The organism is Frigoribacterium sp. CFBP 8754 (assembly GCF_014841815.1).
Classification (GTDB): Bacteria; Actinomycetota; Actinomycetes; order Actinomycetales; family Microbacteriaceae; genus Frigoribacterium; species Frigoribacterium endophyticum.
Genome location: NZ_JACYUO010000002.1, coordinates 473,437 through 492,302 on the forward strand (window position 1 = coordinate 473,437; position 18,866 = coordinate 492,302).

18 protein-coding genes are annotated in these 18,866 nt (G+C 75.4%); 10 read left to right on the forward strand and 8 right to left on the reverse strand.

The features are described from left to right. The first annotated feature begins 42 nt into the window (after window positions 1-42). The 3 genes from IFT72_RS08685 to IFT72_RS08695 are packed head-to-tail and all read left to right on the forward strand — an operon-like array spanning window position 43 to window position 2,059. Entirely contained in the window at window positions 43-711 is a 669-nt protein-coding gene (locus IFT72_RS08685) for a glycosyltransferase family 2 protein (protein WP_192046155.1), read from the forward strand. Next, window positions 708-1,346 (forward strand): DUF2064 domain-containing protein, encoded by a 639-nt coding sequence (locus IFT72_RS08690; protein WP_192046156.1) that lies wholly within the window; start codon window positions 708-710, stop codon window positions 1,344-1,346. Before IFT72_RS08685 ends, IFT72_RS08690 begins: the two co-directional genes overlap by 4 nt. Then, window positions 1,343-2,059, forward strand: coding sequence for a class I SAM-dependent methyltransferase (locus IFT72_RS08695; RefSeq protein WP_371741223.1), 717 nt, complete (start codon window positions 1,343-1,345; stop codon window positions 2,057-2,059). Before IFT72_RS08690 ends, IFT72_RS08695 begins: the two co-directional genes overlap by 4 nt. Here IFT72_RS08695 and IFT72_RS08700 read toward each other — a convergent pair. Both IFT72_RS08700 and IFT72_RS08705 read right to left on the reverse strand, forming a co-directional pair. Beyond that, a complete protein-coding gene (locus tag IFT72_RS08700; protein ID WP_192046157.1) occupies window positions 2,005-2,505 on the reverse strand; it encodes a hypothetical protein in 501 nt (166 codons plus the stop codon). The two genes, IFT72_RS08695 and IFT72_RS08700, sit on opposite strands and share 55 nt — an antisense overlap. After that, window positions 2,502-3,830, reverse strand: a complete 1,329-nt coding sequence (locus tag IFT72_RS08705) for a molybdopterin-dependent oxidoreductase (RefSeq protein WP_056056724.1) — start codon at window positions 3,828-3,830, stop codon at window positions 2,502-2,504. The genes IFT72_RS08700 and IFT72_RS08705 overlap by 4 nt, the downstream gene beginning before the upstream one ends. A 62-nt stretch (window positions 3,831-3,892) precedes the next feature. Here IFT72_RS08705 and IFT72_RS08710 point away from each other — a divergent pair, with 62 nt between their 5' ends. The 6 genes from IFT72_RS08710 (at window position 3,893) to IFT72_RS08735 (ending at window position 9,945) form a co-directional block, all read left to right on the forward strand. Further along, window positions 3,893-5,476 (forward strand): glycosyltransferase family 87 protein, encoded by a 1,584-nt coding sequence (locus tag IFT72_RS08710; RefSeq protein WP_192046158.1) that lies wholly within the window; start codon window positions 3,893-3,895, stop codon window positions 5,474-5,476. A gap of 9 nt (window positions 5,477-5,485) precedes the next feature. Next, window positions 5,486-6,316 (forward strand): molybdate ABC transporter substrate-binding protein, encoded by an 831-nt coding sequence (modA, locus tag IFT72_RS08715; protein WP_185233432.1) that lies wholly within the window; start codon window positions 5,486-5,488, stop codon window positions 6,314-6,316. Beyond that, on the forward strand, window positions 6,294-7,199 hold the full coding sequence (locus tag IFT72_RS08720) for an ABC transporter permease (protein ID WP_192046159.1): 906 nt from the start codon (window positions 6,294-6,296) through the stop codon (window positions 7,197-7,199). Before modA ends, IFT72_RS08720 begins: the two co-directional genes overlap by 23 nt. Beyond that, window positions 7,196-8,380 carry an ATP-binding cassette domain-containing protein gene (locus tag IFT72_RS08725; protein ID WP_192046160.1) on the forward strand — a complete coding sequence of 395 codons (1,185 nt, stop codon included), beginning with the start codon at window positions 7,196-7,198 and terminating at the stop codon, window positions 8,378-8,380. Before IFT72_RS08720 ends, IFT72_RS08725 begins: the two co-directional genes overlap by 4 nt. A 181-nt stretch (window positions 8,381-8,561) precedes the next feature. After that, window positions 8,562-9,674: a GTP 3',8-cyclase MoaA gene (gene moaA / locus IFT72_RS08730; RefSeq protein ID WP_185233455.1), complete on the forward strand. Its 1,113-nt coding sequence runs from the start codon at window positions 8,562-8,564 to the stop codon at window positions 9,672-9,674. A 1-nt stretch (window position 9,675) separates the two neighbouring features. Next, window positions 9,676-9,945: a MoaD/ThiS family protein gene (locus IFT72_RS08735; RefSeq protein WP_192046161.1), complete on the forward strand. Its 270-nt coding sequence runs from the start codon at window positions 9,676-9,678 to the stop codon at window positions 9,943-9,945. Window positions 9,946-10,216: 271 nt separating this feature from the next. Here IFT72_RS08735 and IFT72_RS08740 read toward each other — a convergent pair whose 3' ends face one another. Next, entirely contained in the window at window positions 10,217-11,500 is a 1,284-nt protein-coding gene (locus tag IFT72_RS08740; protein WP_192046162.1) for a ThiF family adenylyltransferase, read from the reverse strand. Between IFT72_RS08740 and IFT72_RS08745 the strand changes: the two genes are divergently transcribed. Then, a complete protein-coding gene (locus tag IFT72_RS08745; protein ID WP_185233459.1) occupies window positions 11,499-13,292 on the forward strand; it encodes a hypothetical protein in 1,794 nt (597 codons plus the stop codon). The genes IFT72_RS08740 and IFT72_RS08745 overlap by 2 nt on opposite strands. 490 nt (window positions 13,293-13,782) lie before the next feature. Here IFT72_RS08745 and IFT72_RS08750 read toward each other — a convergent pair whose 3' ends face one another. The 5 genes from IFT72_RS08750 to metG are packed head-to-tail and all read right to left on the reverse strand — an operon-like array spanning window position 13,783 to window position 18,805. Then, window positions 13,783-14,721 (reverse strand): 4-(cytidine 5'-diphospho)-2-C-methyl-D-erythritol kinase, encoded by a 939-nt coding sequence (locus IFT72_RS08750; RefSeq protein WP_192046163.1) that lies wholly within the window; start codon window positions 14,719-14,721, stop codon window positions 13,783-13,785. A 14-nt stretch (window positions 14,722-14,735) separates the two neighbouring features. Next, window positions 14,736-15,398, reverse strand: coding sequence for a DUF4287 domain-containing protein (locus IFT72_RS08755; RefSeq protein WP_197981321.1), 663 nt, complete (start codon window positions 15,396-15,398; stop codon window positions 14,736-14,738). 4 nt (window positions 15,399-15,402) lie between these two features. After that, on the reverse strand, window positions 15,403-16,290 hold the full coding sequence (rsmA, locus tag IFT72_RS08760) for a 16S rRNA (adenine(1518)-N(6)/adenine(1519)-N(6))-dimethyltransferase RsmA (protein WP_056056743.1): 888 nt from the start codon (window positions 16,288-16,290) through the stop codon (window positions 15,403-15,405). Next, window positions 16,290-17,240, reverse strand: a complete 951-nt coding sequence (locus IFT72_RS08765; protein ID WP_167259921.1) for a TatD family hydrolase — start codon at window positions 17,238-17,240, stop codon at window positions 16,290-16,292. The genes rsmA and IFT72_RS08765 overlap by 1 nt, the downstream gene beginning before the upstream one ends. Continuing rightward, a complete protein-coding gene (gene metG, locus IFT72_RS08770) occupies window positions 17,237-18,805 on the reverse strand; it encodes a methionine--tRNA ligase (RefSeq protein ID WP_192046164.1) in 1,569 nt (522 codons plus the stop codon). The genes IFT72_RS08765 and metG overlap by 4 nt, the downstream gene beginning before the upstream one ends. Window positions 18,806-18,866: the final 61 nt, after the last annotated feature.

Sequence of the window (18,866 nt, forward strand, 5' to 3'; positions counted from 1 at the left end):
GGCACCGGCCGTTCCCAAGGCGGGCTCTCTACAGTCGGGAGGATGAGCTCTCCCCTGGTCGACGTCGTGCTGCCCTGCCTCGACGAGGAGGGAGCGCTGCCCTGGGTGCTCACGCGCATCCCCGAGGGCTGGCGCGCGATCGTCGTCGACAACGGCTCGACCGACCGCTCCGCCGCCGTCGCGCGCGAGCACGGCGCCCTCGTCGTCGAGGAGTCGCGGCGCGGCTTCGGCGCGGCCGCCCACGCCGGCCTCGAGGCCGCCACGGCCCCGTGGGTCGCCTTCTGCGACGCGGACGCCTCGATGGACCCGGGCGACCTGGTCGCCCTCGCCGCCCCCGTCCTCGCCGGCGACGCCGAGCTGGTGCTCGGCCGCCGACGCCCGACCACGCGCGGCGCCTGGCCGCTGCACGCCCGCCTCGCGAACCTGGTGCTGGCCCGCCTGATGCGCCGCGCCTCCGGCGTCGCCCTGCACGACCTCGGGCCGATGCGCGTCGCCTCCCGCGAGGGCCTCCTCGGCCTCGGCCTCGTCGACCGCCGCAGCGGCTACCCGCTCGAGATGGTGCTGCGCGGCTCGCACGCCGGCTGGCGCATCGTCGAGCTCGACGCCCCCTACGCCCCGCGGGTCGGCCGCAGCAAGGTCACGGGCACGATCCGCGGCACCTGGGTCGCCGTGAAGGACATGTCGCGACTGCTGCGCGAGGTGGGCCGGTGACCACCCTGGTGCTGATCTGCAAGGAGACCCTCCCCGGCCGGGTCAAGACGCGGCTGCACCCGCCGCTGAGCCTCGAGCAGGCGGCCGAGCTGGCCGCCGCGGCGATCCAGGACACGCTCGACGTGCTCCGCGCGCTGCCCGCCACGCGACGCGTCCTGCTCTTCGACGGCAACCGGACGCCGCCCGGCTCCGAAGACCTCGATGTGATCCCCCAGACCAGCGGTGACCTCGACGAACGGCTCGGGGCGCTCTTCGACGCCGTCGACGGCCCGACCGTGCTCGTCGGCATGGACACTCCGCAGATGACCGCCGTCGACCTCGCGCCCGTGCTCGACTCGTGGCGCGACGGTCCCGGCGACGAGGTCGACGCCTGGTTCGGCCCCGCCAACGACGGCGGCTTCTGGGCCCTCGGCCTCGCCCGACCGACCGGCGACCTGCTCCGCGGCGTCCCGATGTCGCGCGCCGACACCGGTGAGCACCAGCTCCGCCGCCTCGCCGAGGCCGGCCTGCGCGTGCGCACCCTGCCCGAGCTCGCCGACGTCGACACCATCGACGACGCGCGCCTGGCGGCCGCCGCCGGCCCCGAGACCCGCTTCGCCCGCCTGCTGCACCGCTTCGAGGAGCCCCGCTCGTGACCATCGCCTCCGACCCCCGCCCCACCTTCGGATCAGGAGGCGCGGAGCCCTACGCCCGCGCCCTCCGCCGTGAGGGCCTGCTGCAGCTCGTCCGCTCCCCCGGCAGCACCCGCGAACGGGGCGGTCGCCCCGGGGACGCCGCCCGGGGCACCGCCCAGGCCGCCTTCGACGTCGCCCGCTGGAGCGCCGACGCCGACGCGGCCGACCTCACCACGATCGACGACGCGCGCTCGGTGCTCGACATCGGCTGCGGCCCCGCCCGGATGGTGCGCGCCGCCGTCGACCGCGGCCTCGACGCCCTCGGGGTCGACGTCTCCGTCACCGCGGTCGCGATGGCCGTGGACGCGGGCCTGCCCGTCGTCGCCGGTTCCGTCTTCGACGCGGGCCTGCCCGGCGAGGGGTCGTGGCACGTCGCCCTGCTGCTCGACGGCAACATCGGCATCGGGGGCGACCCGACCGCGCTCGTGCGCCGCGCCTCCTCGGTGCTGTCGACCGACGGCTCGGTCGTCGTCGAGACCGCTCCCGACGCGCGCGCCGACGTCGTGTACGACGCCCAGGTCGTCGACGAGCAGGGCCGCGCGAGCGCGACCTTCCCGTGGGCCGAGGTCGGCCGTGAGGCCCTCGGGCGCCACGCCGCCGCCGCGGGCCTGCGGGTGGCTCAGACCTGGTCGGCCTCGGGCCGGACCTTCTGTCGCCTGGTCACCGCGAGGTAGACGGCGATCGTCGCGGCGGCGAGCAGGGCGAGCACGAGCCAGAGCAGCCCCAGCCGAGCGCCGTAGTCGAACGGCAGCACCGTGTCGTTCTTGGTGCCCTTCGCCTTCGCGATGATCTCGGGCACGACGACGATCGACAGCACGGCTCCGACGATGACGGTCGTCTGGACGATCGCCAGCACGGCCGGGCGCACCCGGCGACCGGCCCGCCGCACGACGAGCGAGACGGCGACGACGAGCGGCGCGAGCACGGCGTCGTGGACGATCACCGAGCCGATCAGCCAGACCAGCAGCCCGCCGTACCGGGTCGGGTTCACCGTGTCGGTGAGCACGTACCCGCCGAGGCCGATCAGCGCGACGCCGACGACGAGCAGCACGGCCCGGGCGACGCGGACGCCGCGACCGGTCGAGGCCGGCACGCTCGGGGCGGCGCTCGACGCGGTCATCGGACGACCTCGATCCGGCTGAGCCACTTGGTCTGCAGCACGCCGGGGCGGCCGGGGGCGATGACGCGGGCCGGGTAGCCGTGCTCGATGTCGAGGCGGCTCCCGTTCAGCTCGAGGGCGACCAGCGTGGTCGGGTCGGTGGCGTACTCGGGGCCCATCAGCATGATGCGGTACCCGCCCTTCTCCTCGAGGCTCGTGAACTTCAGGCGGGCGTCGGCCGGGGCGCCGACGGCGCCCATCAGGTCGACGAGGCGCACGCCGCGCCAGGCCGCCGTCTGGCTCCAGCCCTCGACGCAGGCGATCGGCAGGCGCTCGTCGCCCTGCCGCATCGCCTCGAGGTCGGCGGCGCTGAACGACAGCTCGCGGTCGCCGTTCGCGACGGTGAGGCGCCAGGCCGGGTCCATCGCGGTCTCGAGGACGCGCGCCGCCGCGGCCGTGCGGTTGATCGGCAGGTCGTTCGGGCCGAGGCCCGCCTGCCGCGGCCCGAAGGCGTTGAGCGGCGCGAGCGCGGCGAACGACTGCCCGGCGGTCAGCACCACGGCCCCGCCGGTGGCGACGCCGACGCCGGTGAAGAAGGCCCGGCGGGAGACGACGGAGGCGCGGGGCGCGTCGTGCTCGTCACGCGCGCCGTCGATCCACCGGGTCACGCGACCGACGAGGCCCGTGGGCTGCGGGGCGGCCGCGGCCTGCCCGCGCCGCGGCTCGGGGGCCGCCTGCCGGGCGCGCAGCTCGCGGGCCGCCGTGAACTCGGCGCGGGCCGGGTCGAGCTCGCGCGACGGCTCGACGAACCGGCCCTCGGCGTCGTAGCTGTCGCGGGCCCGCCAGTAGCGCGTGATGAGCGGCAGCTTCACCGCGATGTGCACCGCGAGCGACCCGATGATCACGAACGACAGGGCGAAGTGCACCTGCTTGAACGGGAACGGCCACGGGTACCACTGGTACGTGTTGAGCAGCCCCGTGACGAGCTGGAGGATCGAGCTCGCGACGAAGAGGGCGATGGAGGCGCGCTCGAGCAGCTGCACCGGGTGCCGCACCAGCGGCGTCTGGAACAGCTGCGGGAAGACCGCGTAGAGCTTGCCGAGCAGCAGCGGGACGCACGCGATGCCGGCCGTGATGTGCACGCCCTGGCTCACCTGGTACAGCCACACGGGCGAGGTCGGGAAGCGCATCCAGGCGGCGGGCTCCTGGAGGAAGTGGCTGTAGAGGCCGGTCAGCAGGCAGACGACGAAGGCCAGCCCGAGCAGCCGCCCGAGCACCGTCGCGGTGCGGGCCGTGCGCGTCGGCGAGGAGGCCGCCGTGCGGAGTGTGTCGAGCAGTCGTCTCATGGGGGCCGTCTCTGCGAGGTGCGGGAACGACCTCCCAGGGCGGAGTCGTCCAGACTGGTCGCGTGCGTACTCTATTCGCGGCCGTGGCCGTCTCCGGATTGGCGGCGACCGTGGCCTGGGGCGTGCTGGAGCTGGGCTTCCTCGAGAAGGACCTCCGCGACTCCTACGTGCTCTGGACGGCCGCGTGCTGGGCCCTCTTCGCGCTCGCCGTCGTGCTGCTGCGACGGGTGCCCCTGCGGGCCGTCACCGCCCTCGTGCTCGCCGGCACGGCGCTGCTCGGCGGCGCCGCCCTCGTGGGCCCGCCGAACACCAGCACCGACCCGGCCCGCTACGCCTGGGACGGCATCGTGCAGGGCGCCGGCACCTCGCCGTACACGTACACGCCCGACTCCGGCGAGCTGCGCGACCTGCGGCCCGAGTGGATCTTCCCGCCCGCGGCCGACTTCACCCGCGACGACGGCACGATCGGCCAGCGCTGCAGCCAGCCCGACCGGCAGATCCACCGCGCCTACGACACCGAGACCGGCGACGTGGTCTGCACCGCGATCAACCGGCCCGAGGTGCCGACGATCTACCCGCCGACCGCCGAGCTGTGGTTCTGGGCGGTGCGCTCGGTGGTGCCCGCCGACGTGGAGTTCCTGCCCTTCCAGCTCGCCGGGGCGCTGCTCGTGCTCGGCACGACGGCCGCCCTGCTCGTCGCCCTGCGGCGCCGCGGGCTCGACCCGCGGTGGGCGGCGCTCTGGGGCTGGTGCCCGCTCGTGCTCGGCGAGGGCGTGACGAACTCGCACGTCGACCTGCTCGGCGCCGTGCTCGTCGTCGTCGCCTCGCTGTTCGTCGCCCGCGGCGCGGGCTGGCGCGGCGGCGTCGCGCTGGGCGCCGCGATCGCGACGAAGCTCATCCCGGTCATCGCCGCGCCCGCGCTGCTGCGCCGCCAGCCGGTGCGGGTGATCGTCGCCTCGATCGTCACCTTCGCCGTGCTCTACGTGCCCTACGTCGTGTCGACGGGCATCGGCGTGCTCGGCTACCTGCCCGGCTACCTCACCGAGGAGGGCTACGAGGACGGCTCGCGCTTCGTCTTCGCCTCGGCGTACCTCCCCGACTCCGTCGCGACGCCCGTGGTCGCGCTCGTGCTGCTCGTCACCGGCGTCGTCGTGTGGGTCAGGACGCCGCCCGGCGACCCCTGGCTCGGCCAGCTCGTGATGATCGGCGTGACCCTCGTCGCCGTCAGCCCCCGCTACCCCTGGTACGCCCTGCTGCTCGTGCCGTTCGTCGCCATGACCGGGCGGTGGGAGTGGCTCGCGATCCCGCTCGCGCTGCTCGTGCGGCAGCTCGAGCCGGGCCAGGCGCTCCAGAGGTCGTCGCTCGCGGCGGCGGTGCTGGTCATCCTGCTCGGGACGATCCTCCGCGCCGGGGCCGGCTGGCTCGACCGGCTGGCGGACCTGGCGGAGGCGGGGGGCCGGCGACTGCGCCACCCGCGCTGGCCGCGGGGCCGGGGCGGGCGTGCCGCCCTCGGGGGCGGGGGCGTCGCGGGCGCCCGGGGCGTCGGGGATGTCGGGGATGTCGGGGGCGTCGGGGGCGTCGGGGGCAGCTCCGCCGGGGCGGCGAGGTCGACCGGGGCCGCCGGGCCGCCGGGGGCGTCGGCCTAGGATCGTCGCATGCCGACCCGGTCACGCGCACCGCGCCTCCTCGCCGCCGCCCTCGTCGGGCTCGGCGTGCTGGCCGCCTCCGCGGGGTGCTCCGCCAGCGACCTCGGTCAGGGCGACGACTCGACCGCGGGCACGACCGCCCCGGGCCGGGCGACGCCCGCGCTGTCGGGCGAGGTGACCGTGCTCGCCGCGGCCTCGCTGACGGAGACCGTCGACCGCCTCGCCGCCGAGTTCGAGGCGGCGAACCCCGGCACGACCGTGACGGTGAGCTACGGCGGCAGCTCGGCGCTCGCGCAGCAGATCGTCTCCGGCTCGCCCGTCGACGCCTTCCTCAGCGCGAGCAGCGCGACGATGCAGACCGTCGTCGACGCGGGGCTCGTCGAGGGCGAGCCGACCACGTTCGCGCGGAACGCCCTCGAGATCGCCGTGCCGGCCGGCGACCCGGGCGGCGTCGACTCCCTCGCCGACCTCGCCGACCCCGACGTCTCGGTCGCGCTCTGCGCCGTCGAGGTGCCCTGCGGCGCGCTCGCCCGGCAGCTGCTCGAGGCCGAGGGCGTCGACGTCGTGCCCGCCACCCTCGAGCCCGACGTGAAGAGCGCGCTGACCAAGGTCGAGCTGGGTGAGGTCGACGCCGCGCTCGTCTACGAGACCGACGTCGCGGCCGCCGGCGACCGCGTGCAGGGCGTCGACGTCGGCGGTGCCGACGCCCTGACGACGGCGTACCTCGGGGCACGCCTGCGCGACGCTCCCGACCCGACCGTGGCCGACGCCTTCCTCGCGTACGTGCTCTCCGACCCCGGGCAGGACGCCCTCGCCGATGCCGGCTTCCGGGTCGGCTGAGGCCGGGGCGGCCTCCGGGGCCGGCTCCGGGGCAGGGCCGGCCTCCGAGGCGGGGCGCGGCGCGGTCGCGACGCGGCCCGGGGCCCGTGACCGCCGCCTCCCGGTGCTCGTGCTCGTGCCCGCGCTCGTCGGCCTCGCGCTGCTCGTGCTGCCCGCCGTCGCCCTGCTGGTGCGGGCGCCGTGGGCGACGCTGGCGCCGCGACTCCTCAGCGAGGGCGTGCTCGACGCCCTGCGGCTCTCGCTGACCAGCGCCCTGCTGGCCACCGCCCTCAGCCTGGTGCTCGGCGTGCCGCTGGCCTGGCTGCTGACGACGAGCGACGGCTGGGCGGCGCCGTGGCGTCGCCTGCTGCGCGCCGTCGTGACCGTGCCGCTCGTGCTGCCGCCCGTGGTCGGCGGCGTCGCGCTGCTCTACCTGCTCGGGCGCCAGGGGCTCATCGGGCGGCCCCTCGACGCCGCCTTCGGCGTCACCGTGCCGTTCACCCTGGGCGCCGTCGTGATCGCGCAGACCTTCGTCGCGATGCCCTTCCTCGTGCTGAGCGTCGAGGGGGCCCTGCGCGGGGTCGACCGGGGGCTCGAGGCCGCCGCCGCGTCGCTCGGCGCGTCGCGCTGGTACGCCTTCCGGCGCGTGACGGTGCCGCTCGTGGCACCGGGAGTCGCGGCGGGCGCCGTGCTCTGCTTCGCCCGCGCCCTCGGCGAGTTCGGCGCGACGATCACCTTCGCCGGCACCTTCCCCGGGCGCACCCAGACCCTGCCGACGAGCGTCTACCTCGCCCAGCAGAGCGACCCCGAGAGCGCCGTCGCGATCTCGCTGCTGCTGCTCGCGGTCGGCGTCGGGGTGCTGCTGCTGCTGCGCGACCGGTGGCTGACGACGGGGGCGCGGTGAGCGGGGGCGCCGGGGCCGCCGAGCTCGGGGCCGGGGCCGGGCTCTCGGCGCGGCTGCACGTCGCGCGCGGGGCGTTCCGGCTCGCCCTCGACCTCGACGTCGCGCCCGGCGAGGTGGTCGCCCTGCTCGGGCCCAACGGCGCCGGCAAGTCGACCGTGCTCGGGGCTCTGGCCGGGCTGCTGCCGGCCGACGGGTCGGCGGTCGTGCTCGACGGGCGGCCGCTGGAGGGCGGCTCGACGGCCGGCGGCCGGGCGGCGCAGGGCCCGGCGCGCAGCGTCCCCGCCCGCGACCGCGACGTCGGCACCGTCTTCCAGGACTACCGCCTCTTCCCGCACCTCACCGCCCTCGAGAACGTCGCCTTCGGCCTCCGCGCGCGGGGCGTGCCGGCGACCCGCGCCCGGGCGCGCGCCCGCGACGAGCTCGCCCGCGTGGGGCTCGCCGACCAGGCCGGGCGTCGCCCCGGCGAGCTGTCGGGCGGCCAGTCCCAGCGTGTGGCGGTGGCGCGGGCGCTGGCGGCCGACCCGCGACTCCTGCTGCTCGACGAGCCGCTCGCCGCACTCGACGCCGGGGCGCGGGCCGAGCTCCGGGCGGCCCTCGCCGAGCTGCTGCGCGGGGTCGCCGTGCCGACGGTGCTCGTGACCCACGACCCGGTCGACGCGGTGGCCCTCGCGCACCGGGTCGTCGTGCTCGAGCGGGGAGCCGCCGTGCAGCACGGCAGCCCGACCGCCGTGCTGCTCGACCCGCACACCCCCTACGTCGCGTCGCTGACCGGCGCGACGGTGTGGTCGCCCGCGGCGGTGCACGAGGGGCCGGGCACGCTGACCGCCGAGCTGCCGGGCGGGGTCGTGCTGACGTCGACGCGCCCGCGGGCCGCGACGGGGCCGCCCCGGGTCGCCTTCCCGGCCGAGGCGCTGGTGCTCTCCGCCCCCGGCCGCGGCGGGGCCGGCCGGGTGGCCGCCCCGGGGGACCTCCCTGCAGGAGGCGCGGCGCCCGCCGCCCTCGCCGCCCGCGTCGTCCGCACCGAGCAGCGTCTCTCGCGGCTGGCCGTGCTGGTGGCCACCGACCGGGGCGGTCACCTCGCCACCGCGGAGGTGCCCCTCGGCGACGCCGACCCCGCCGTGCTGCACGCGGGCGCCCCGGTGACGGTGACGGTCGACCCGGGCCTCGTCACGATCCGCTGACCGACGGGCGTTCCCCGCTGCACCGGGGGCCAGCACCGGCGAGGACACGGACCCGCCGACTCGCCGGGACGACCCCCGACGGCCCCGGGCCGAGCCGGCGGGAGCGCGACCGGGCCGGTCCGCGCCGCGGTCACCGCGCCTCCGGCCTGCGGCGTCCGCGTGGTTCGCCTACAGTCGTCGCATGACGGTCTCGCTCGGGTTGCCAGCCCTCCCCCGGCGCACCGGCGAGGTCGGAGCCGGCAGCGCCGACGCCGGCCTCCCCGCGCGCCCCTCCGCCGACCGGGCCCCCGGCCTGCTCGACCGCTTCGGGCGCGTCGCCAGCGACCTCCGGGTGTCGCTGACCGACAAGTGCAACCTGCGCTGCACCTACTGCATGCCGGCCGAGGGGCTGCCCTGGCTGCCGAAGGACCAGGCCCTCAGCGCCGACGAGATCGTGCGCCTCGTCGCGATCGGCGTGCGCGACCTCGGCGTGCGGCAGGTGCGCTTCACCGGCGGCGAGCCGCTGCTGCGGGCCGACCTCGTCGACATCGTCCGTCGCGTCGCGGCGCTCGAGCCCCGGCCCGACGTGTCGCTCACGACCAACGCGATCGGCCTGGCGCAGCGGGCCCAGGCGCTCCGCGACGCGGGCCTCGACCGCGTGAACGTGTCGCTCGACTCGCTGCACGCCCAGACCTTCACGCAGCTCACCCGACGCCCCTTCCTCGACAAGGTGCTCGCGGGCGTCGACGCCGCGGCCGCCGCGGGCCTCACCCCGGTCAAGATCAACGCGGTGCTGCTGCCGGGCGTCAACGACCACGAGGCCGCCGACCTGCTGGCCTGGGCGCTCGCCGGCGGCCACGAGCTGCGGTTCATCGAGCAGATGCCCCTCGACGCCGACCACACCTGGGAGCGCGACTCCTTCGTCACCTCCCTCGACATCCGCACGCGCCTCGCCGAGCGCTTCGTGCTCAGCCCCCACGCCGCACCGCGCGACGGCGCGCCCGCCGAGCGCTTCGACGTGGTGGGCCACGGCGCCGACGCCGGGCTGGCCGGCACCGTGGGCATCATCGCCTCGGTCAGCGACCCCTTCTGCGGCGACTGCCGCCGCACCCGGCTCACCGCCGAGGGCGGCGTGCGGAGCTGCCTGTTCGGCGACGCCGAGACCGGGCTCCGCGACCCGATGCGGGCCGGGGCCGACGACCGCGAGCTCGCCGACCTCTGGCGCGGGGCGATGTGGACGAAGCCCGCCTCGCACGGCATCGACCGACCCGACTTCGTGCAGCCCGCGCGGTCGATGAGCGCCATCGGAGGCTGACGTGACCCGAGCGACCCTGAGGTTCTTCGCGGCGGCCCGCGCGGCCGTCGGCCTCGACGAGCAGGTCGTCGAGCTGCCCGACGACAAGCGCGCGACCGTCGGGCGGCTGCTCGCCGAGGTGCGGCCGGTCGAGGGCACGTCGGCCGCCGACTGGCGCGACGTGCTGCTGCGCTGCTCGTTCCTCGTCGACGGGCTCACGACCCGCGACCGCGAGCAGCTCGTGGCGGACGGCGACGTCGTCGACGTCATGCCGCCGTTCGCCGGCGGCTGAGCCGGGCGTACGGCGGCGCGGGCTGAGCCGACCGGGCGGGCGGCGCGGGGCGCGGAGTCGGGCGGCGGCTCAGTCGAGCGCCCGGCGGCGCAGAACGAGAGCATCTCGGTCGCCAGCACCGGAGGGCCGGGGCTCCGACCCTCGTTCTGACCGGATCACTCTCAAATTTGAGAAGTGGCGCCGCCCACCGGTCAGCGGGCGAGGACGTCCGTGGCGCGTCAGCCGCGGGCCAGGACGGGGTGCCCCGCCGACAGGCCGGGGACGGGCCGCCTCAGCGACGGGCCGCGGCGTCGGCGCGCAGCTGCCAGCCGAGCATGCCGCCGTCGAGCACGGCCACGTCGAAGCCCTCCCCCGCGAGCAGGTCGGCGGCCGCCCGTGCCCGGGGCCCCCGTGCGCAGTAGACGATCACGGGCACCGCGGGGTCGAGCTCGGGCCGCTGCCGCGTCCGCACGCCGAGGCCGGGCGCCGTGACGTCGCCCGGCAGGTGCGCGAAGTCGTGCTCGTCGGGCTCCCGCACGTCGAGCAGGGTGAACTCCGCCACGCCCTCCTCCCGCGCCGTGAGCAGCTCGGCGAGGTCGTCGGCGCTCACGTCGGGCCCGACCGCCCGGGCCTCCGAGGCGGCGACAGGAGCAGCCGGGGAGGCGGTGGTCACGACCGGGCCCGCCGACGCGCTCGGCTCGACCCGCGACTCCTCGGGGTCGGCCTGCCGCCGGGCCGCGGCCGCGCGCTCCCGCTCGGCCGCCCGGTGCGGAGCCCGCCGCAGCCGGCTCTCGCGCCACGAGCCGCCGAGGGCGTCGAGGGTGACCACGCGGCCGAGGAGGGGCTCGCCGACGCCCGTCAGCAGCTTGACCGCCTCGGAGGCCATGACGCCGCCCACGGTGCCGCAGAGCGGGCCGAGGACGCCGACGTCGGCGCAGGACTCGTCCCAGCCGGAGGCCGGCGGCGCCGGGTGCAGGTCGCGGTAGTCGACGGCGCGGCCGTCGGGGGCGGCGTCCCAGAAGACGGAGACCTGGCCGTCGAAGCGGGAGACGGACCCCCAGACGACGGGCAGCCCCCGGGCCGCGGCCTCGTCGGCGACGAGGTAGCAGGTGTCGAACGAGTCGCTGCCGTCGACGACGAGGTCGTACCCGTCGAGGAGCGACGCGGTCTCCGCCGTGAGCCGCACGGGGTGCACGACGACCTCGACCTCCGGGGCCGCGGCACGGACGCGCTCGGCCGCGACGTGGGCCTTCGGCCGGCCGACGTCGCTCGGCGAGAAGAGCACTTGACGTTGTAGGTTCGAGCGGTCGACGACGTCGTCGTCGACCATTCCCAGCGTCCCCACACCGGAGGCTGCGAGATATTGGACGACCGGTGCGCCCAGCCCACCGGCACCCACGACCAGCACCCGCGCTGCCCGCAGCCGGCCCTGGGCGTCGAGACCGAAGCCCGGCAGGCGGACGCTGCGCGACCAGCGCACGTCGTCCTCCGGGGCGGTGGCCGACCCCTCCGGGCCGGCGGCGGCCCGCGCGGCGGACACCCTGACAGACGACACGAGAGGGGGCAGTGACGACATGGCGGACCTCCTGAGACCAGCCGCGGGCGACGCGGCCGCGCCCACTGTATCCCCGACCACCGGCACCGCCGACGGCACGGCCCCCGGCACCGCCGACGGCCGTGCCGATCGCCCGGCCGGCCGCCCTCGCGGGGCCGTCGCGCGCCTCCTGCACGCCCGTCACGCCGACGCCGTCCTCATCGGCCTGCTCGCGACCGTGGTGTCGGGGGCCTTCCTCGGGGTGCCCTCGGTCTGGTACGACGAGGCCGCGACCGTCGTCTCGGCCACCCGCACCTGGGGCCAGCTCTGGACGATGATCCACACCGTCGACCTCGTGCACGCCACGTACTACGCCTTCATGCACCTCTGGTTCGACGTCTTCCCGTACTCGCCGACGTCGCTGCGCGTGCCGAGCGCCCTCGCGACGGGCGCCGCGGCCGGGTTCACGGTGGCCCTCACGCGCATCCTCGTGGACCGCCGCACCGCCGTCGTGGCCGGCCTGCTGTTCTGCCTGCTGCCCCGCGTCACCTGGATGGGCGGCGAGGGCCGCTCGTACGCCCTGTCGGCGATGTTCGCCGTCGCCCTGACCCTCGTGCTCGTCGTGGCCGCCCGCCGCACCTCGGAGGACGGCGTGGCCCGCACCCGCCGCTCGGTGGCGCTCTGGTGGGTCGCCTACGGGGTGCTCGCGGTCGTCGCCGCCGCGTTCTTCCTCTACCTGGCGCTGCTCGTCGTCGGCCACGCCGTGACGATGATCGTCCGGGTCGTGCGCGACCACCGTGACCAGCGCGACCAGGTGGGGCGCGTCGACGAGTGGGCCCGCACGGGCTCGGTCGTCGTCGTGCCGGCCGGCGCCGCCGCGGGGTCGGCCACGGGGCCGCTCCGCACCGCGACCCAGCTCGGCGGCGTCGTGCGCGACTCGGTGCGCTCGTCGCGCCGCGCCTTCGTCGGGTGGTTCGGCGGCGCCGTCGTGGCCGGCCTCGCCTGCCTCCCGCTCGCCTGGTTCATCTCGGGGCAGAACGGGCAGGTCAGCTGGATCGAGCGGCCGAACTTCGACACCCTGCGCGGCGTGCTGGTGACCCAGTGGTTCATCGGCAACGAGAACTTCGCCGTCTTCGCGATCCTCGCGATGGCGTCGACCCTCGTCGTGCTGGCGCTGCGCCTCGCCCCGGCCGCGCGCGGCTTCGCCGAGGTCGTGCTGCCCTGGCTCATCGTGCCGACGGTCGGGCTCGTCGGCGTCTCGCTGGTCGTCGACCCGCTGTACTCGCCCCGGTACCTGACCTTCGGCACCCCCGCCGTCGCCATGACGATGGCCGTCGCCGTGGCCGCGATCCCCTGGCGGCGCGTGATCGCCCTCGTGCTGCTCGTGGCCGTCGTGCTCACGACCCCCAGCTGGCTCGAGCAGCGCGAGCCCGAGGCCAAGGACTCCGCGGCCTGGGACCAGGTCGCGGCCCTCGTCGCCCGCGAGCGCGCGGAGGAGCCCGCCGGCACCGCGGAGGGACTCGTCTTCGGCCCCGTGCGGCGTCACCCCCACGCCACGTCGCGGATCATCCAGGACACCTACCCGGCCGCGTTCGAGGGCATGTCCGACTTCACCCTCGAGACGCCCGGCGCCGAGACCGACGGCCTGTGGGAGACCCAGCACGACCTCGGCGACGTGCTCGACCGCACGGCCGACCTCGACGTCGTCTGGCTGATCACGAGCGACAAGCAGGACTGGCGCCCCCGCGTCACCGACGAGCTCGGCAGCGTCGGGTTCCACCTCGACGAGGAGTGGTCGCTGACCCGCACGAACGTGCTGCGCTACACGCGCTGAGCGGTGGCGGGCGCCGCCCGAGGCGGCCCTGGTGGCGGGCGCTGCTGCGGGCCGACGCCGCCCTTGCTCCTGCTCCTGCTCCTGCTCCTGCTCCCAGCCTCTCTCCCTCCCAATTTGAGAGTGATCGGCCCGCGCGCGGCCTGGAAGGCCCGGTCTCAGGTCTTGGGAGCACGGATCTCTCTCGCATCGCCGGTCGAGGGGTCGCGGAGTCGCGGGTCGAGGAGTCGGGGGACGGGTCGTCCGGTTCCGATCCCGGCGGCGGAGAAACGGCCAGCGCCAGCCGACGCGGCTCTCAAATTCGAGAGTGATCAGCCCGCAGGCGACCGGGGCAGCCCCGGTCTCGGGGCTCGGCAGAACGGATCTCTCTCGGATCGCCGTCTCGGAGTCAGGCGTCGAGGAGTCGCGGGTCGAGCCGACAGGTCCCGGTCCCGGTCCCGCTCCGGTCGGGCGAGAATGGTCGGCTCCGGCCGGCGTGGCTCTCAGGCCCGCCTCAGTCGGCGACGACGCGGGCGCCGTGCACCGGCCCCGTCGCCCTCAGCACCGTGAGCCGTGCCGCGCTGAGCGCGATCTGCAGCTCGAGGGCGCTGTCGAGGTCGGCGGTGAGGAACGCCACGGTCGGCCCCGAGCCGGAGACGATGCCCGCCAGCGCCCCGTTGCTCTCGCCGAGCTCGAGCACCGCGGAGAGACCCGGCTCGAGGTGCAGCGCGGGCGCCTGGAGGTCGTTGTGCATGCTGTCGGCGAGCATGCCGGCGTCGCCGGCGCGCAGCGCCTGCAGCACCCCGGCGTCGACGACGGGCTGCCGCACCGGCGCGATTTCGCTCTGGTGGCGGCGGCGGTGCTCGTCGAGCTCGCGGTAGACGGTGGGGGTCGAGAGGCCGAAGTCGGCGAGGGCGAGCACCCACTGGAACTGCCCCTTGGCGAGGGCGGGGCTCAGCTCGTCGCCGCGACCGGTGCCGACGGCGGTGCCGCCGGCGAAGGCGAAGGGCACGTCGGCCCCGAGCTCGGCCGCGAGCCGCAGCAGCTCGTCGCGCCCCACGCCGGTCTGCCACAGGGTGTCGCACGCGAGCAGGGTCGCCGCCGCGTCGGCCGAGCCGCCGCCCATGCCGCCGGCGACCGGCACGGCCTTGTCGATGGTGAGGTCGACGCCGCCGGCCCAGCCCGTCGTGGCGGCGAGGAGGCGGGCGGCCTTGATGGCCAGGTTGCTCTCGTCGGTGGGCACGCCGGAGACGTCGACGCCCGGGCCCGCCGAGACGCGCACGGTGAAGTCGTCGGAGTGGCGCGCCCGCACGTCCTCGTAGAGCGAGACGGCCTGGTAGGCGGTCGCCAGCTCGTGGTAGCCGTCGCCCTGCAGGTCGCCGACGGCCAGGAAGACGTTGATCTTGCCGGGGGCACGCGTGTGGACCACGGTCGGGGCGGCCACGGTCGTCATGACTCCCAACCTAGTCAGTTCTGCCGGCCGCTCACGACGCGGAAGGCCTTCGTGAGCTCCTGCTTGACGGGTTCGACCCGCTCGGGCAGGCGGAGCCTGCTGAGGGTCAGGCTGACGGAGCACTTGCCGCCCACCGGCGGAGCCACGGTGAGCAGGAGCGACTCGTCGCTCGGCAGCCGCCAGCGCGCCGTGGGGTGCTTCGCCGAGCGGCTCGTCGAGTCGGGCGGGCCGCCCGCGAAGGCGGCGAAGCGCTCGACCGCGAGGTCGAGCAGCTCGAGCTGGCCGCCGCGCAGGCTACGGCTGACCGACACCGAGAACGTGCCGTCGGCCTGCTGACCGGGGAGGCGCATCCCCCTGGCCTGCTCGTACCGCACGGTGATGCTCTGAGCCCACCAGCCCGGCACCTCGTGCTCGTCGACCAGCCAGCGCGCGATCTGCGTGTGCGACCGCGTCGTGGAGCCCGCCGCGTCGAGGAGGGCGAACCACTGCTCGGCGCTGCGGCCGGTGCCGGCGCCGAGCCGGGCGTCGCTCATGGTCTGCTCGTGGCCGATGACGCCGCGCGGGGGCACGCCTCCCGCGGCGGCTGAGGCTGCGGCGGCAGCGGTCGCGCCGTCGGCGGACCGGCGACCCGACGACGCGCGACGACGCGGCGTCGAGGGGTCGTCGTGGGTGCTCACGGGGTCAGTCTGCCTCGGGAGCGCCCTCGGCGACCGGGGCGGCGCCTCCCCCACGTCCGCTCGCGCGCACGATGCGGAGGAAGTCGTCGACGGTCAGCTGCTCGCCGCGCTCGGTCGGCTCGAGCCCGGCGGCGACCAGCGCCTCGGAGGCGGCCGCCGACGACCCGAAGACGCCCGAGAGCGACTGGCGGAGCATCTTGCGGCGCTGCTGGAACGCGCCGTCGACCAGCTCGAAGACGGCGAGGCGCTCCTGCTCGGTGCCGCGGGGCTCGCGCCGGTCGAACGCGACGAGGATGCTGTCGACGTTCGGCACCGGCCAGAACACCTGGCGGCTGACCTGGCCGGCCGTCGAGAACTCGCCGTACCAGGCCGCCTTGATGCTCGGGGCGCCGTAGATCTTCGAGCCGGGCTCGGCCGCGAGGCGCAGGCCGACCTCGGCCTGGACCATGACGAGCCCGCGCTCGAGCGACGGGAAGTGCTCGAGGAAGTGCAGCAGCACGGGCACGCTGATGTTGTAGGGCAGGTTCGCGACGAGGTGCGACGGCTCGGAGGGCAGCGCGACGACGCGCATCGCGTCGTCGACGATCACCCGCAGGTCGGCGGCCGGCTGCAGCAGCTGGACGGTCTTCGGCAGCTGCTCGGCGAGGCGCTTGTCGATCTCGACGGCGACGACGTCGGCCCCCGCCTCGAGCAGGCCGAGGGTGAGCGAGCCGAGGCCCGGGCCGATCTCGACGACCGACATGCCGGCCGAGACGCCGGAGGCCGCGACGATGCGCCGCACCGTGTTGGCGTCGTGGACGAAGTTCTGGCCGAGCTTCTTCGTCGGCTGGATGCCGAGCAGGTCGGCGAGGTCGCGGATCTCGGCGGGGCCCAGCAGGGTCGAGCGCGACATCAGCCCTCGACCGTCACGGGCTCGTCCGTCCACGAGCCGTAGACCAGCTCGGTGTTCGACGAGATCTGGGCGGCGAGCATCGACACGTCGGTGCCGATCGTCTCGGCCATCGACCGCAGCGTGTGCGGGATGAGGTACGGCGCGTTCGGCCGGCCGCGGAACGGCGTCGGCGTGAGGTACGGCGCGTCGGTCTCGACCATGACGAGGCTACGGGGCAGCTGCACCAGCGCGTCGCGGAGGGGCTGCGCGTTCTTGAACGTGACGGTGCCCGCGAACGAGGCGTACCAGCCGTTCTCGGCGAGGATGCTCGCGAGCTCGGGGCCGCCGCTGAAGCAGTGGAAGACGGTCTTGTCGGGGGCGCCGACCTCGAGCAGCAGGTCGACGACCTCGTCGTGGGCGTCGCGGTCGTGGATCTGCAGGGCCAGGCCGTGCTTCTTCGCGATCTCGACGTGGGCGACGAACGACTCGATCTGGGCGTCGCGGCCCTCCTCGCCGGTGCGGAAGAAGTCGAGCCCGGTCTCGCCGATCGCCCGCACGCGGGGGCGCGAGGCGAGCTCGTCGATCTCGGCGAGGGCGTCGGCCAGCTCGCCGCGGGCGGCGAGGGCGGGCGCCTCGTTGGGGTGCAGCGCGACGGCGGCGAGCACGCGCGGCTCGCGGGCGGCGATCGCGGCCGACCAGCGCGACGTCTCGAGGTCGGTGCCGACCTGCACGACGCCGCGGACGCCGACGCTCGACGCCCGGTCGAGGTGCTCGCGGTAGTCGAGCGAGTTCTCGCCGTCGGCGATCTCGAGGTGCGTGTGGTTGTCGTACACGGGCACGACGAGGGCCTGCGGGCTCGGCGGGTACGTCAGGTCGCGCGTCTGCCCGCCGGACTCGGTGGAGGCGCGGTGGCGGACGTGCGCGGGAGCGTCGCCCCCGGGGGCGGCCGCGTCGCGGTCGGCGTCGCTCACGCCGCCGGCTCCGGCTGCTCGATGCGCGGGAAGAGCCCGGCGGCGAGCGGCACGACGGCCGGCGCGCTCGACCACTCGGCGGCCCGGTCGACCGGCTGGCTGGTCAGCGTGCCCTGGCCGATGGACTCCCACAGCGTGTGCGTCGCGGTCGGGATGAAGGGCGAGAGCAGCACGGTGAGCGTGCCGAGGCCGCGGAGGGCGGTGCTGAGCACCGTCGCGAGGCGCTCGCGCTGGTCCTCGTGCTTGGCGAGGGCCCAGGGCTCCTGCTCGGTGATGTAGCCGTTGAGAGCGTCGACGAGCTCCCAGATCGACGCCAGCGCCTCGTTGATCGCGAAGCGCTCGATCGCGGCGTCGGCCGCGGCCGTCACGCGCAGCTCGGTCTCGCGGATCGCGAGGTCGGCGTCGGTCAGCTCGCCGGCGACGGGGACGACCCCGTCGAAGTAGCGGGTGATCATCGCGACGACGCGGGAGGCCAGGTTGCCGAAGCCGTTCGCGAGCTCGGCCTGGTAGCGGGCCGCGATGTCCTCCCAGCTGAAGTTGCCGTCCTGGCCGAACGTGATGGCGCGCATGAAGTAGTAGCGGAACGCGTCGGCGCCGAAGACGTCGGTGATCTGCTGCGGGGCGATGCCGGTCAGCTTCGACTTCGACATCTTCTCGCCGCCGACGAGCAGCCAGCCGTGGCCGAAGACCGCCTTCGGCACCGGGAGGCCCGCGGCCATGAGCATGGCGGGCCAGATGACGGCGTGGAACCGGGCGATGTCCTTGCCGACGAGCTGCACGGCCGGCCAGCGTCGACGGAACTGCTCGTCGTCGACGCCGTAGCCGATGGCCGTGACGTAGTTGAGGAGGGCGTCGAACCAGACGTAGACGACGTGCTCCTCGTCCCACGGGACCTTGACGCCCCAGTCGAAGCTCTGGCGCGAGATGGAGAGGTCGCGGAGGCCCTGCCGCACGAACTGCACGATCTCGTTGCGCACGGTCTCGGGCTGCACGAAGTCGGGCTGCTGCTCGTAGAGGTCGAGCAGGCGCTGCTCGAAGTCGCTCATGCGGAAGAAGTAGTTGTTCTCCTTCAGCAGCTCGACGGGCTTCGAGTGGATCGCGCAGACCTGCTCGCCCTCGAACGGCCCGGTGCCCTCGACGAGGTCGCCGGGCTGCTTGTACTCCTCGCAGCCGACGCAGTACGAGCCCTCGAACTCGCCCTGGTAGATGAAGCCGTCGTCGTACAGCTTCTGCAGGAACTTCTGCACGCCCGCCTCGTGGCGCTCGTCGGTCGTGCGGATGAAGTCGTCGTTGCTGATGTCGACGGTCTCGAGCAGCGGCTTCCAGGACTCGGTGACGAGCTTGTCGGCCCACTGCTGCGGGGTCACGTCGTGGCTGGTCGCGGTGCGCAGGATCTTCTGGCCGTGCTCGTCGGTGCCGGTCAGCAGCCACGTGTCGTCGCCGCGCTGGCGGTGCCAGCGCGCGAGCACGTCGGCCGCGACCTCGGTGTAGGCGTGGCCGATGTGCGGCACGTCGTTGACGTAGAAGATGGGCGTTGCGATGAAGAAGGAGTCGCCGGCGGGCATGGCCACCATCTTAGGTGCGGCCACCGCCCCCGTGACGCGGCCCGCGCCTCCCCCCGGGGGC

Coding starts and splice junctions, on each gene's coding strand:
- IFT72_RS08685 (WP_192046155.1), top strand. CDS start 43: ATGAGCTCTCCCCTGGTCGACGTCGTGCTGCCCTGCCTCGACGAGGAG.
- IFT72_RS08700 (WP_192046157.1), bottom strand. CDS start 2,505: ATGACCGCGTCGAGCGCCGCCCCGAGCGTGCCGGCCTCGACCGGTCGC.
- IFT72_RS08705 (WP_056056724.1), bottom strand. CDS start 3,830: ATGAGACGACTGCTCGACACACTCCGCACGGCGGCCTCCTCGCCGACG.
- modA (WP_185233432.1), top strand. CDS start 5,486: ATGCCGACCCGGTCACGCGCACCGCGCCTCCTCGCCGCCGCCCTCGTC.
- IFT72_RS08720 (WP_192046159.1), top strand. CDS start 6,294: ATGCCGGCTTCCGGGTCGGCTGAGGCCGGGGCGGCCTCCGGGGCCGGC.
- moaA (WP_185233455.1), top strand. CDS start 8,562: ATGACGGTCTCGCTCGGGTTGCCAGCCCTCCCCCGGCGCACCGGCGAG.
- IFT72_RS08745 (WP_185233459.1), top strand. CDS start 11,499: ATGGCGGACCTCCTGAGACCAGCCGCGGGCGACGCGGCCGCGCCCACT.
- IFT72_RS08740 (WP_192046162.1), bottom strand. CDS start 11,500: ATGTCGTCACTGCCCCCTCTCGTGTCGTCTGTCAGGGTGTCCGCCGCG.
- IFT72_RS08750 (WP_192046163.1), bottom strand. CDS start 14,721: ATGACGACCGTGGCCGCCCCGACCGTGGTCCACACGCGTGCCCCCGGC.
- rsmA (WP_056056743.1), bottom strand. CDS start 16,290: ATGTCGCGCTCGACCCTGCTGGGCCCCGCCGAGATCCGCGACCTCGCC.
- metG (WP_192046164.1), bottom strand. CDS start 18,805: ATGCCCGCCGGCGACTCCTTCTTCATCGCAACGCCCATCTTCTACGTC.